Annotated in this window: 11 protein-coding genes; 7 read left to right on the top strand and 4 right to left on the bottom strand. The window is 52.9% G+C overall.

The annotated features are described in order from the left end of the window. Positions 1-64 precede the first annotated feature (64 nt). From IPI29_10005 to IPI29_09985, 5 genes are read left to right on the top strand one after another with little or no spacing between them, the layout of a single operon-like run. Positions 65-1,231, top strand: a complete 1,167-nt coding sequence (locus IPI29_10005; protein ID MBK7412873.1) for a hypothetical protein — start codon at positions 65-67, stop codon at positions 1,229-1,231. Between the two features lie 34 nt (positions 1,232-1,265). Further along, positions 1,266-2,234, top strand: a complete 969-nt coding sequence (locus tag IPI29_10000) for a YceI family protein (protein MBK7412872.1) — start codon at positions 1,266-1,268, stop codon at positions 2,232-2,234. After that, the gene (locus IPI29_09995; GenBank protein ID MBK7412871.1) at positions 2,234-2,722 is read left to right on the top strand and encodes a Rieske 2Fe-2S domain-containing protein; all 489 of its coding nucleotides are present in this window, start codon (positions 2,234-2,236) and stop codon (positions 2,720-2,722) included. The genes IPI29_10000 and IPI29_09995 overlap by 1 nt, the downstream gene beginning before the upstream one ends. 20 nt (positions 2,723-2,742) lie before the next feature. Beyond that, a complete protein-coding gene (locus tag IPI29_09990) occupies positions 2,743-6,450 on the top strand; it encodes a T9SS type A sorting domain-containing protein (GenBank protein ID MBK7412870.1) in 3,708 nt (1,235 codons plus the stop codon). Next, the gene (locus tag IPI29_09985) at positions 6,393-8,186 is read left to right on the top strand and encodes a hypothetical protein (GenBank protein MBK7412869.1); all 1,794 of its coding nucleotides are present in this window, start codon (positions 6,393-6,395) and stop codon (positions 8,184-8,186) included. Before IPI29_09990 ends, IPI29_09985 begins: the two co-directional genes overlap by 58 nt. Here IPI29_09985 and IPI29_09980 read toward each other — a convergent pair. Then, positions 8,175-8,864, bottom strand: coding sequence for a hypothetical protein (locus IPI29_09980; protein ID MBK7412868.1), 690 nt, complete (start codon positions 8,862-8,864; stop codon positions 8,175-8,177). The two genes, IPI29_09985 and IPI29_09980, sit on opposite strands and share 12 nt — an antisense overlap. Then, entirely contained in the window at positions 8,861-9,559 is a 699-nt protein-coding gene (locus IPI29_09975; protein ID MBK7412867.1) for an RNA polymerase sigma factor, read from the bottom strand. Before IPI29_09975 ends, IPI29_09980 begins: the two co-directional genes overlap by 4 nt. On the opposite strand from IPI29_09975, the gene IPI29_09970 reads away from it, so the two are divergent. Next, positions 9,558-11,972 carry a hypothetical protein gene (locus IPI29_09970; protein ID MBK7412866.1) on the top strand — a complete coding sequence of 805 codons (2,415 nt, stop codon included), beginning with the start codon at positions 9,558-9,560 and terminating at the stop codon, positions 11,970-11,972. The two genes, IPI29_09975 and IPI29_09970, sit on opposite strands and share 2 nt — an antisense overlap. Positions 11,973-12,009: 37 nt before the next feature. Then, on the top strand, positions 12,010-12,846 hold the full coding sequence (locus IPI29_09965) for a T9SS type A sorting domain-containing protein (protein MBK7412865.1): 837 nt from the start codon (positions 12,010-12,012) through the stop codon (positions 12,844-12,846). Positions 12,847-12,945: 99 nt separating this feature from the next. Here the strand turns inward: IPI29_09965 and IPI29_09960 are convergent, their stop codons facing one another. Continuing rightward, positions 12,946-13,311, bottom strand: coding sequence for a hypothetical protein (locus tag IPI29_09960; GenBank protein MBK7412864.1), 366 nt, complete (start codon positions 13,309-13,311; stop codon positions 12,946-12,948). Positions 13,312-13,313: 2 nt separating this feature from the next. Further along, positions 13,314-14,363, bottom strand: coding sequence for a calcium/proton exchanger (gene cax / locus IPI29_09955; GenBank protein ID MBK7412863.1), 1,050 nt, complete (start codon positions 14,361-14,363; stop codon positions 13,314-13,316). Positions 14,364-14,584: the final 221 nt, after the last annotated feature.

The raw sequence follows: 14,584 nt of genomic DNA, 5'->3' as shown, positions 1-14,584 counted from the left end.
AATGTAACTCTTTAGGCCAGATCGCCCATGTACTGCGAAACACCCAATCACCTCGTGGAACACTGTGAAGATCATCGGGGCTTTCGCACTCTTATTCATCCTATCCGCGCCGGCTGTACTGGCAATACCGCAGTATACCCTCATGAGCGGCAACCGGTGTGCTAACTGCCACGTGAATCAGCAGGGGGCCGGACTGAGGAATGAGCTTGGGTGGTATTCGATGATGGACGAGAGTGTTATCAAACCTGCTTCGGTGGGGCTTGGGGGACTTTATGAGCCCCTTCAACAGACGAATCTGGCCGCAAACGAGACGTTTACCTATGGTTTCGACCTGAGAGCCCAATCGTCCAGAAGTATCGATTCAGGCTCCACGCGCAAGACTTTCCCAATGCAGGTGGCGATGCATGCCGCTTGGACACCACTCACGGGGATATCGATCGAGGGTACGTACAATGCAGGCCCCATCCGGTACGATGGACAAACGTCATGGTCAGCATCCGTGATCGCGCAGCCTACTTCGGATTGGCCCCAACTTCGGGTAGGTCATTTCCAGCCCTCAATGGGAATTCGCTACGATGACCACTCGATGATGATCCGTCAGATCGCTGACAACACGGCATATGCTCATCCATTGATCGCTCCGAACTATGCCGAGTATGGTGCTGAGGTAACCTACGCAACACCAACGTGGCTAAGTCTCTCTGCCGGCGTATTCGACATGACGAACATGGCTAAAGTCAACATCAACGGCCGGCCCGTCACATCGGGAAGCGTTGGGTACAGCGGGCGAGTGGTACTCAGCGACCACAACACATTCACGGCGATGACGAATTCATACGTTGGTACCTCCGTCCTTGCTTCCAGTTCTATGACCATGACGTCGGTCTTCGCAGGAGTTGGGATTGAAGACCGTGTATCACTCATGGCCGAGGTGCTCATGATGAAATCAACGGGGCTTGCCGATACACGCAATTCCATTATTGCCCTGATGGTCAAGGTTCTCGATGGAGTATACCTAGAAGGTCGAGCCGAAAAGGCAACCCTAACCTCCCTAGCCCCTTCATCATATGAATCAACGGTAACACAATGGGTTATCGGTGCACAGGTCTTCCTTCTACCCTTCCTTGAGATACGGCCAGACTACCGCATCGTGGAGACGAGCCAGTCACCACAATTGCTTGATCAATACAAGGCCAATCGCTGGAATGTGCAGATCCACATCTTCTACTGAACACTTTCAACTCAAACCAATCCAAGAGGTCACTATGTCGCTCCCGAAAGCACTGGTTCTTATCGGTCTTGCACTCACCGTCGCAATGGCTTCGTTGTGGATCACAAACTCCATTTCCTATGGTGACGTGTTATTCTATTCACGAGACGGACGTCCTGTGGTAAAGGAAGAGTTGGACCCCCTATTCGGTACCACTGTTCGGACCACCTCCTATGAGCCTGGTCAATGGATGGGCTTGCTGGACGTAGCCTTCCCATTTGGAGCTGCTCCATGGATGGCTCTAGGTATGGGGCTTTCCATTGCCGGTATCGTCCTAGCGCGTAGACGCCGTCATGCTCATGTTGGAGTAGCACGGGTGGCCTCACTCGCCCTTGTGGCAACACTTGCTTTCTCAGCTGCAAATGCTGCCACGGATGCAAAGGTCGGTGTTTCAGGTAAGCGATACGTCAAGCTCAACAATGCCGTTCGTACCAACGAGCTAACATTCGTAAGCAATGCACCACTTGAGAAGATCGAAGGTTCTGCCTCAGGCATCGTAGGCGGATTCATGATGGACCCGGCAAACCTCGAAGCCACATCGGGCACCATCACGGTTACGACGAACACGATGCAGACCGGGATGTCTAAACGAGACGGTCATATGCTCGGCGAGGAATGGCTCGATGCTGAACATCATCCCTCGATCACGTATATGGTTCGCGAACTACGAAACATCTCTGTTGTGCAAACCGATGGCACAAAGGCAACGATCAAGGCAACTGCCATCGGTGACTTCACCATGCATGGCATTACCAAGGCAATGGAAGCAACGGTGACCATCACCTACGTGCGCGCAAGTGATGCAACCAAGGCTCGCGCATCGGGAGACCTCGTGATGCTCGATGCGCGATTCACGGTGCCTTGGAATGACTTCGGCATCAAGGGTCGCAAGAGCTTCAATGACAAAGTGAGTCAATCGATCGAGATCCATGCTTCACTCTTCGGTAACACGGGAGACAAATGATGGGCTCTCCATCATCACAACAGGTCGATCGAAGAGCGTTCCTTAATGTCTCTCTTCGAAGTGCTGGGATCGGATTGTGTGGCCTGGCACTAACGGCTATCGTTGCCTCGTGCGAGTCCGACAGTAGGATCGTAGCACCTGCACCTACAACTGGTGACAAAGTTGACGTTGATGTAACGACTATTCCGGAACTAGCCATCGTGGGCGGTGCTGTGCGAAAGGCATTTGCTCCCTACAACAACGGTCAACCAGTGATCATCATCCGTACAGGTGAGGCAACCTTCGCTGTCTTCAGTGCAGTTTGCACTCACCAGGGAACACTTGTGAACGTTCCTGCGTCGGGCTCTGATCGAATCGTTTGTCCACGCCACGAAGAAGAATTCCTCGTCACTACGGGCGAACCTCAAACGGGAACGGCCAATTCTCCGCTTCAGAGATTCACTACGTCATATAACACCTCAACCTCGATCCTTCGCATTACATTCTAGGAAGGCTGTAGTTTGCCAACGTGATTAGAGCCTTTTTTGCACTCCTCTTTTTGAGTATCAATCTGATCGTTGGTACTCAGGCCTCCGTTGCTCAAACATCGGCAGACGGAACATATATAGGAGGCTCCGCAGCAGATTATGATGTTTCTGTTGCGGCAACAAAAAACGGCGATGTCTTTTGCATCTACACAACATCGTCGTCGGATGTCGCGACTACTTCAGGAGTATACCGGCCCACAGCACTTGCTGGAAGGGACGTGATGCTCGAGAGAAGATCAGCGGCTGGTGAACGAATCGCGGCTACCTATCTGGGTACAAGCGCAGACGACCAAGCACTGACGGTGGCTTCAGACCCCGACGGTAGCGTGGTTGTTGTCTTTAGCACAACCAGTACTTCATTCCTTCCCTCGGCAACAGTTGAGTATGACGATGATGGTGTGTATCGCATCATTGTGATGCGGATTGATTCGTCGCTTACAACTTTGATCTCGTCACTACAGATCGTCACTGAGAAGATCCTCCACGTCAATCATGCTCTGGTACGAAGCGATGGATCCGTAGTAGTAGTTGGCACAACAAAGGAAGAGAAGATCCAGACAACACCAACCGCTATGCAGGCAATTGCAGGTGGGGATGAGGATGGATTCATGCTTGTCCTCGCCCAAGACCTCCTATCTGTTCAGTATGCTACCTATGCAGGGGGCGATGCTGATGATGAGATCGTTCGTGTCATTGCGATGAGTGACGAGGAGTTCGTGCTTGTTGGGTCAACGAAGAGTGCCGACTTTCCCGGAGCAACTACAGCAGAGCGAGACCACAGAGGTGCGAGCGTGCAGGTTATGTCGATCAGTGGTGGGCTTATACGTACAACCATGGTCGAAGGCACTGCAGAAGTTCGTCCGATAGATGCGCAAAAGGGTCCATCCGGAAGTGTGATCGTTGGTGGAGTGACAACCTCCGCAGTACTACCTGCTACCTCAGGCTCGTACTCCGCTACCACATCCGGATCCTCTGACGGATTTGTGAGTATTGTAGATGCTGCGGGTACGGTCATCGCTTCCACCTATCTCGGTAGTACGAATTCCGATACCGTTCGTTCTCTGTGTAGAGATGGAGAAGGCAATATCTGTATAGCAATTGAAACATCGGGGTCGCTTGCCACCACGGCTGACGCCAGACAGTCTGGCCCTAAAGGCGCAATTGATGCAGCTGTGTTCATTCTCTCCGAAGACTTGCGGCAATTGAGATATGGCAGTTATGCAGCGGGTTCTGGAATCGATGTACCTCGATGGCTGTCAGTTGGTACCAACTTTGAATTCACGGTATACGGGCAGACGTCGTCAGGAGATCTTCCGGTTGGGATATCTCCAGAACGTGCGGCACCACTTGCGAGTGCTATGCCTGAATGTTACATGCTGCGCTGGAGCCCTCTCCCGCGAATATCGATTTCGCCAAAGCTGATCTCGTTTGATACGGTGTTGATCGGCAAATCAGGGTCGGGGATCATCAGGATAGCCAATGATGGCCAATTGCGAGCCGCTACTGTCTCATCAACGACCTCGATGGCAGGTGAGCGTGGTGTGTCATTCTCAATAACACCTCCTTATACAATAGGTACAAAACAACAGGTGGCAGTGACAGTTCGCTGGGCCCCGGAGACCGCAGGAGTCCTCATAGATTCTGTACGTATCGTTGTTGATGGAGATACGTCGTTCGTGCAACTTCGTGGTATATCGATCGACTCCACTGTAGGCCCAAGGCCGACGCAATTGAGTCTTCTTGACGTGGATGCGGGAGATATTGAACTCACCTCACCGCGCCCTGTATCAATGAAGATCGTGAGGACCGGACCCTCCATTGTCCGTGTTGATAGTGTTGTTGTTGAACCGTCTGGTATGCCCCTTATCATCCTTGCATTCCCAGACAGTATATCGACAGACACCTCCTCGATCGACCTTTCCTGTGCGGCAATTGTTGAGGGTGTTGATTCAGCAGATGTTGTCCTGCACTACAATGGAACGCAAAGTAGCGCACGTGTACGCTGGAATGGAATAGACTCTCGTCAGGCAGATGTGGTGATCCTTGCACCCACGCCGGATACTGTACTCCTTGACACGCCCGATACCGTTCGAATACCATTGAAGAATCGTGGTGATCGTTCTACCACTGTTACAATAGCAGTTGAAGATCTAGTGCCGGACGTGGCGTGGATCATTGGACCGCCAATTTCTGCAACCACCTTGACCCTTGATCCAGGTGCCGTTGATACTGTTCTTGTTGGTGTCCGCTCCAAACAACTCGGATCACATCAGCTTATCTACAAAGCACGCTTTGGAACGCGTCTGAATGAGCAGTTGCACACGATGGTCTCCGTACTTCCGACGCCGGGCTTTAACCTCCCAAACATAACGGCGGGCGAGATCCGAGTTGGCTCTGACACAACTCTTTCTCTGAATGTCGTGAATCTGTCATCTGTTTCCATGCGCATCGATAGCATCACGTTTTTCGAGCCGGACATCACGGTCCTAACACAACCGATGCCGGTGATCGTTGCAAGTGGGTCCACATGGACGGTGATGACAACGATCTCTCCGAGTGATACAGGTGAACGGTCGACGCTTTTCAAGGTATGGACGAGCACCGCGATATCTGCTCAAGGGACGATAGAGTACATCGGTGTACGTCCGCCCGATACCACACGAGCTGAGTTATCCGTTGTCACCCAGGAACCGGATACCATCAGAGCTGTGGGCGTTGTTTCACATGTTATATACGTGACGAATGTTGGCACAGAAGACATCACGCTGGATTCAATGAGCACTCGTGGATCTGATACAACCATTTCATTGGTTGTGGCGGAGCCCCTTCCACGAATACTGAGACCCGGCGATTCACTCGCGGCAACGCTGAGTGTTGATGTGAAAGGGTCGCAAACGATCGTTGCTACAGTTCGAGCGTATGGATCGACGGACACGGCAATTGCAAGAATATTCTTCCACTCGGTCATCGGCGACACATCAGACACAACGGATCCGGAGGACGATACTGTTCAGGTGCGAATGACGCCTCCTTCAGACACCATTGATATTGGCGGCAGGATGAGCATTCCTGTCACCATCACCAGGGGGGCAAAGTGGTTGCGTTCACATGGGACCACCAGAACACGAGTCTACCTTGCGTTCAGAAGAAGTGTACTTGTTCTTGATGGCAGCGCTGTTGACGTTGGAACGGACAGCGTTATGCGTCGCGTAGCAATAGACGGTGCGTATCTCCCGCAATCAGATACGATCGTCACACTTACCTTCACGGCATGCCTCGGTGATTCATCGTGGTCCGATGTTACCATCTCTTCTGTGGAGTTCCTGGCAGACACTGGGGTAGTGGCTACCACGGTGGATAGCGTGAACATCCGTCTTGTGGTTCGCGATCAGTGGACAGGTGGTGGTGTGAGGACGGTAGTACGGGATACAACACAACCTGCGATCACGCTCTATCCCAACCCATCATCCGGTCCGGTATCGATCCTTGTTCATCATGCTGTTGTTGGTGCTGTGTTGGAGCTCTATGATATCACAGGTAACTTGCTCCTCACCACAGAGTTGCCTTCGCAAGGTACCAACTCGTTTGTTTCTTTGACGCTTGGTGGCGGTCTTACACCGGGGGCGTATCAGTGTATCGTTCGGGCACAAAGCTCTCAGGCACGACAGCGATTCGTTATTGTACGCTGACGATCCTTCTTCTCCTGTTACATACTTCCGCTTCAGCTACAGATCCGTGGTTCGGACTTGTCGTTCGTGGCGGTGCATCCTTGAGTACTCCATCCTTTACCACGATGCCGGGCTACCCAAGCGCGGGAATCGACTATGATCCTTCTATTGGTTTTCAGGTAGGGGGCGATCTGCTCGTCGGTGCAGAACTGGCACCACGTTGGTGGTTGATCGCCGGCGCGGGTATCACGTCGCTTAACACTAGTGCGCAATCGAGAGAGACTACAACACTCTCAATTGATGATGAAGTGTTCACTGCCGTAGTGTTGCACAACATTGAGCTCACCTACCTCGCGGCTGATCTGCGGCTTGCCGTGATGTACACGTTTCCAGCCATTCAACTTCAACTCGGTATCGTAGGACGTGTGCCGATGATCGCCTCAGTGGAGCAATCACAGGAGATCATTGAACCACCAGGAATAGACTTCCCCGAAGGGTCGGTGCGTATCGACGGCGAAGGCGAACTCCCGGGCCTAGCCCGTCTTGTTCAGTACCTCGAAGTTGGTATCGCATCGCATGGTGATGATGTTGGAGCGTTTCACATTAGCCCCTTTATCATGGCTGAGATCCCATTGTCATCTCTTTCAACGGATGTTTCATGGCGCATCTCGACACTTTCACTGGGCGTCCGGATTCAGCCACGTTCCGGTCTTTCCCGCAGAATCCAACGCGATACACTTCGTACTCGAGACACGACGATCGTCTCAAAAAAAGTGGGAGCATCCGGCATTCAATTGTTGGCAGTAGATATCGATTCATCAATGCTCGTCACTGATACACTTGTTCGCACAACAGTGATCCTTCGTGAACACTATCAGCGGACATACATCGAACCAACTCCTGTGGTTGTTGCAAGCGTGCGACCGCTGTTTGTTGATGAGTCCGGACGTGAACATGAATCGTGGACGACAAAGCGAATTCACCATCGCAATGTTGTGCGAATTCCCGTGATAGGAATGGTGCGTTATCCCGGAGATCTCCTCGATACCGATACTGTGACGGTAGCATTCCCAGATGTATCTGATACCACGTCTCACTCCGTGGTGGCCCGATCAATGGCAGCTCAAAATGCTCGTGCTCTTCGGCGTGCATGCGCGTCGGCATCACGGCTGACCATCACCTTTAACAAGCTCGCTGATAAAGAAGCTGTGATCCGTATGAATGATGTTACGAAGTGGCTCAGGTCTGCCGGATTCCGTGGGACTCTTGTTGCACAACGTTCTGATCAATACGACACATCGGTTATCGAGATCCATGGATACGAACGAAAGATGCCGATCCAGTCGCAGTCGTGGACAACGATACTGATGAGCCCCGTACGGATCCACTTCTACCCTACGGTTGATGCAGACGAAGACATTGCATCGTGGGAGATCGTGATCGCCGACGAGGGAGGACACACCGATACGATCCGAGGAACAGGTGCTCCCGCGCATCAGGTAGCATGGAACGTCCCCGATTCTCTCGTTGATGGAGAGTCATCGGAGATCCGATGTACCTACAGACTCACGGTGAGAACAGCGTCGGGATACACAACGTCAACTGATCCTGGAATGATCTCCTTCATCATCGGCGGCACAAAAGAGTTGCCGGTTGAGTCGTGGACCTATAGAGTAGGGGGCAACCATGACGCCTCAGGTCCGGACGACGTTGAGCCCCCTGCACCGTTGCCAAGACTCGTACGATCAATGAAGTGATGACTGTTCACGTTTGATCTTGGCCAGAAGGGCGGTGTGGGATATGGACGATGCCAATGCCTCTGCTTGGGCCAATGATCTACGAGCAAGTTCTGGTTGACCTGTTCGCTTGCGCAGAACGCCGATCATATAGTTCAATGTGGCCTTGTCCCCAGTGTCTGTGGTGGTGCCCAAGACAATCTCAAGAGAGTCTGCCCTACGGACCATATCGTTCGTGTTGCTTGTTGCTGAGGCATTCGCACGTAATGGTTCGCTCTGTTGCTGCGTTGCCCGTGTAGTAGGCTTTGAAGATGGCAACGAAGGCGGGATGGAGCGATCAGTCGGATCTGCTAAGCGTTCGATCTCCTTCGGTGCGGTAGAAGGCCGCTCAACACTCGTTGATACAACCACTTGCGGTGTAGCTGGAGACGAGTAGGTGACCTCGACTGCACCAGTGGGATCATTCGTCAAGAGGTAGACAACTGCAGACGCTAATAGAAGCAGTCCAAGTGCACCACCGGCAAACGGAAGCCAAGAACGTTGTGCAGGGACGGCTTGTGAAGCATGCGACATCAGTTTCACTTCGACGTCATTGAAGAAGGCATCGAGTTCTTCTGACTCCATTACGTCGTCTATCAGTCGGTCCTCCGGCGTTGTTGTTCTGCCGGCCGAGCGATCCATGTTTGGTCGTGCTGTCATGATGTTACCTCATACGCTATCGGGATCATGAGCTTGCGAAGCGCTTGCTTAGCCCGAGTGACTCTTACCTTGGCAAGAGACAATGTTGTGTTCATTCTTTCTGATATCTCCTCGAACGACAGATCCTCGTAGTACCGCAGCTGCAATGCCTCTTGGAACTCGGGAGTGAGTTTCTCGATGGCAGTTCGGAGTGCGTCGGAAAGGATCACATCGTGCCCTGTCTTGTCGTCTTCATCGATCGGGTCATATGCCTCATCCATTCCCGCGGCCGCTCGAGAAGGGGCTTCTTCTGTCCACGCCCGCATTGCCGTTCGTTTTGCGATCGTGAAGAGCCATGCACGGAACGTACCGTACGTGAACTGATCTCGATTCGCAAAGACCGTCGAGAAAACCGTCTGAAAAACATCCTTTGCTACTTCTTGGTCCCGTACGATCTGAAGGATGTATGCAAACATCCTCTTCTTGTATCGGTTGTACAGTTCACGATATGCCTCAACATCATCGCGTTGTACGCGATGCATGAGATCCTCATCGGATGGAAGTTCGTGAATGTCCATTAGGTAGGTGTTCTGCAGGGATTCAAGCACTACATGGAGAAAGGGGCTCAGAAAGATACAGCCAAGCCCCGACTGGCCGCCTGTAACCTTTTCTGGTCCGTTCTCCATATACCCCCAGAGCCCCATGAACAGGGGCATGTCCACACTATCCCTAAAGGCCGATATGTCCCGGCTCCTACAACTTTCTGCCCTGCTTTTCTTGCTCATCGCTGTGCCCGGTTTAGCCAGCAACAATGGCAAGGTTGCACGTACAGCTTTTAACAGTGCCGGTTGCGGTACCTGTCATGCTACGGGATCCTCTGCGGCCGTTACTGTCAGTGTTCCGGGATCAACCGGCAACACGCGCACAGCAACTCCCGGACAAACCCTCAATCTTTCGGTTCTTGTAGCCCATGTAGGTACTGGAAGAGTGGCCGGGGTGAACATCGCCGTGAAAACGGACATCAACGGAACAACGGATGCGGGTACACTTGCCGCCGGCGGAACGGGACTCCAGGTCAAGATGTCGGGTACGGCTCGCGAACTCACCCATACGGCACCAAAGACCATGGTGGGCAATCAAGCTCAATACGACTTCACGTGGACAGCGCCCACTACACCAGGTACGTATTATCTACGCGCAGTTGGACTCTCAGCGAACGATGACGGCGCTGAAGACAATGGCGATGTATGGAACCGACTTCCGGAGTTCACTCTCGTTGTTCAGGCAACGGCCCCTACACCAGTGATCACTCTTACGCGCCCTAACGGAGGAGAACAATTCCTTGCAGGGTCAACACAAGCGATCAACTGGACGTCGAGTTCCGTTACCAACGTCACCATTGAATGGAGCGCCTCTTCGGCAACTGGTCCGTGGACAACGATCGCAGCCTCTGTGGCTGCTTCAGCAGGAACTCACGCATGGACGGTGCCAAGCACAACCACAACAACGGGATATGTCCGGATTCGCGATGCAGCAGCATCGTCCACCACGTCTGACGTCTCCAATGCAGCTTTCGCCATTGTCAATACTCCACCACCAGCTGCTCTGGCCATAACAGCACCTGCAGGCGGTGCTACTCTATGGGTAGGCTCTTCCGCTCAGATCAGATGGACGTCAACGAGCGTACAGAACGTGAAGATCGACTACAGCACTACTGGCGAATCAGGTCCGTGGTCTTCGATCACGGCAAGTACACCGGCTTCAACCGGCGTCTTCACATGGACGGTTCCAACTGACACCACGGCGGCTCTCTTTATACGCATTCAAAGTGTAGAGACTCCCGGCGTAACGTCAATGAACACAACAGCGATGTCCATCAAGGCTTCTGCTCCTCTCAAACTTGCCCTCCTCTCACCCGTTGGTGGCGAGATCTACCATCCCGGTGATAAGGTGATCGTTCGGTGGAACGGTGCAACGGGCCCGATAGTAATGGTGGAAGAAGAGGACGAAGATGACAGTGACGATAGTGACGACAGTGACGACGATGACGACAGCGACGACAGTGACGACAGTGACGACAGTGACGATGATGACGACAGTGACGATGATGATGATGACGACAGTGACGACAATGACGATAGTGACGATAGTGACGACAATGACTCCACCGGTACGGGTGGGAATGACTCAACGGGTACTGGCGGGAATGATTCTACCGGCACTGGTGGGAATGACTCCACCGGTACGGGTGGGAATGACTCAACGGGTACTGGCGGGAATGATTCAACAGACACGGCGGGTGTGAATCTTCGGGTTGAGTGGTCGGCAGACAGTCCTGCGGGACCATGGTTGTTGATCGCCTCGAGTGTTCCACAGTCCCAGGGCAATGTTGAATGGACCGTGCCGAATCAACTCACAACAACGGGGTACGTCCGTATCTCTGATGTAAAGGATTCGCTCTCGCAGAATGTGAATGCAAGTCCGTTTTCGATCGTTGCCAAGTCCGATGACGACGACGATGATGATGACAACGACAGCACAAACTCTGGTGATGACGATGATTCGTCGATCGTGGTGGTGCATATCACTTCGCCTCGAACAGGTGCAGTGATGATTCCTGGTCAAACACACCGTATAGAATGGATCACGAACTCCGCAAAGAAGATCCGTATTCAATGGGACGGTTGTGGCGACGGATGGACAGAGATCGCCCATGCCGTAGATGCATCGCGCAAGTATTATGTGTGGAGCATCCCAAAGCATGCAGACGGACTAGGTGTAGTTCGAATCGTGGATGATGCAGATCCATCGAGAGTTCTCGAAGTATCAGGTGCCTTCTACATCAAGAATCCGATCATCTCTGATGTGATGGATGGTAGCACTTCTAGCGCCATTCTTGTTACACCACTTCCGGTAGCTGTGAACAGTGAAGCTACCGTGCATGCACCTTCAACGGAAGTGGTCAGGTACGAGATCTACTCGCTCACAGGAGCAGTTGTGCGTCGCGGCGGGATCACATCCGGCACGGACCGATTCAACGTAGACTTTGCACCGGGCATGTATCTGGTGCGATGGATCACGGCTGATATGCCCCTTACAAATGCTACGCCATTTGTTGTGGTACGCTAAACATCAACACGTTTACACACCAATCATGGAAATGAAAATGTCTACCCGTCGAACCTTGACCACTACCATCGCACTGGTCTTGTCTATTGCATCGTTCATAACCACCGCTCCTCGATCCATTGCAGACGAAGGCGGCAAGAACGGGCGCACATCTCTTACAGGAGCTGGTTGTGGCGATTGTCATGGTGAGTTTGCAACACCGTCTACAACGGTGTCCATCGAAGGCATTACCGGCACAACCATATCCATGGCGCCAGGTGAAACACGCACGTTTACGGTGGTTGTGGCTCATACAACATTGCAAGGCGCTGGCGTTGGCGTGGCCGTAAAAACAACGGCAACCGGTACAACGGATGCAGGCGTGCTTGCTCCAGTTGCAGGCTCTGGACTAGCAAAGAAGGGGGCTGAGCTAACACACTCGGCACCAAAGTCCATGGCTGCCGGCATGGCAACGTTCAGCTTTACCTACACGGCGCCAACAGCCGAAGGGACCGTGTATCTGCGCGCTGTGGGAAATGCAGTGGATCTTGATGGTGCAGAGACGGCATCTGATGTTTGGAACTGGATGCAGCCGATCTCGATCGATGTCAAGGCCACTACATCTGTTGAAGAACTCGTCTCAACAGTGTCGCAGAATGTTTGGCCACAGCCGATGAACGACGCAACGTCATTGACCATCTCAGGCATCGAGGCCGACGTCTATTCTGTTTCGATCGTAAATGCAGTTGGTGAACAGCGCCTTCTCGGAACCCATCAACCCGATGGCTTGGGCGTGATCGTCGTTGACCTCTCGAACCTTGTACTTCCTAAGGGAGTATATGGCCTTCTGCTCCGTGGTTCAAACACCACTACTACAGCAAGATTCCTGAAATGACTTGGTAGACATTGGTACCCTCCCAATGTACCCCCCCCTCACACGAGCGGATGATCGATAAGATCGTCCGCTCGTTGTGTGTTTTCCAGGTGCTGCTATTCAAACACACAGTACTCGACTTCGCCCTTGGCAGTCACGGCAGTTGTATCTACGCTCGACCAAAACCGTGCTTCCAACCGCTTGGACGCACCTGGCTTGATGCGGGCTGCATAGCCCCTTGGCATCGGTGCTGACCTCAGCGCCTTCTTTGTTGTAGAACCGCACACGAACCACGGGGTCAACCAACGTCTTCTTTGTGGCATTCTTGACGGTAACCACGGTGGTAGCATCTTCTCCGCGCCATGTCCACGTAACCGAGACCGCGCACTTCTTTCGCATCGCCTTTTCGTCTTGTCCAAGAAGGGGCTGAGTGTTGAAACTCACCACCACGGCGAGGGATACGAGAAGAAGAGCGAAGTACTTCATGATCACGGTACCAAATAGATCGCCGTGGCGAGGATGAGGTAGACGATGAGCAACAGAGCACCCTTGAACCACGTAGAACGCCCGTCCGATGACAGTTGGGCCATGATGATCACAGAAAAGAACAAGAGGATAACTGCTTGTGGTTTGAAGACAAGGTGAAGAGGCTTGGTACCCACGAGATAGCTTACGAGAACAAGTGCCGGGGCAACGAACAATGCGATCTGTACGCTTCCGCCCATAGAGATCGACAACGCAAGATCAAGCCTGTCTTTCCCCGCAGCTCGCACAGCGGAAGCCATCTCTGCAGCGCCGCCGATCACAGCGATCACAACCGCACCAACGAACACCTCGCTTAGTCCGGCAGTAGCAACAACGGCTTCAACCGCACCCGAGAGAGTCTCGCTAAGCCACACCACAAAGACGGTCACACCAAGCAATACAAGGAGCCCCTTCTTCAATGACCACGTATCTTCTTCGTGGGACTCACGTCTGCTTTGAAAGAGGTCTTTGTGTGTGTACATGCTGTAGAACAAGTACAGCAGATACCCAAAGAAGAGCATCCCGGCAATGATCGGCGTGCCATGAGCGCCGTGTTGTCCCGATGTTGCACTTTCGGCTTGCCGCATATCCACAACGGAGATCACAGCAAGACCAAAGACTGCGAGGGCCAACAGCGTAGCCATGTCTCTGGCGCTCTCTCTGTTGTATTCCTGCACGTGATCGCGGAGTCCGCCAACGAACATCGAAAGTCCGCTCGCAAACATTGCATTCACCAAGATCGCACCCAGAATACCGGCTAGAACGATCTCGTGTAATCCACGCGACAACATCGCTGTGAGAATGATGAGCTCAGCAAGATTGCCAAACGTAGCATTCAACAAGCCCCCTATCGAGGACCCAACATGGGCGGCAACATGCTCGGTTGCCTCACCAAGAAGCGCGGCCAGCGGAATAAGGGCAAGCACGCAGGTGACAAAAACGAGCAAGGGGCTGTCCGGTGCGAACACCGTAACGCCGATCGCCGCGGGGACGAGGAGTAGGAGCCAGCGCATTGGGGAAAATAGCGAATAGGGAATAGCGAATAGCGAATAGTGAATAGCGAATAGCGAATAGCGAATAGCGAATAGTGAATAGCGAATAGCCCCGAAGGGGCGTAAGTATGCTAGCCCATGACGAAGTCATGGGGGTAAGGGCGAAAGTATGCTAGCCCAGACGAAGTCATGGGGGTAAGGGCGCATGGGGGTAGGCGCATGGGGGTAGCTCAGCATTTTTA

Source organism: Ignavibacteria bacterium (genome assembly GCA_016707005.1).
Lineage (GTDB): Bacteria > Bacteroidota > Ignavibacteria > Kapaibacteriales > Kapaibacteriaceae > UBA10438.
This window is presented reverse-complemented; position numbering and strand designations above follow the sequence as displayed.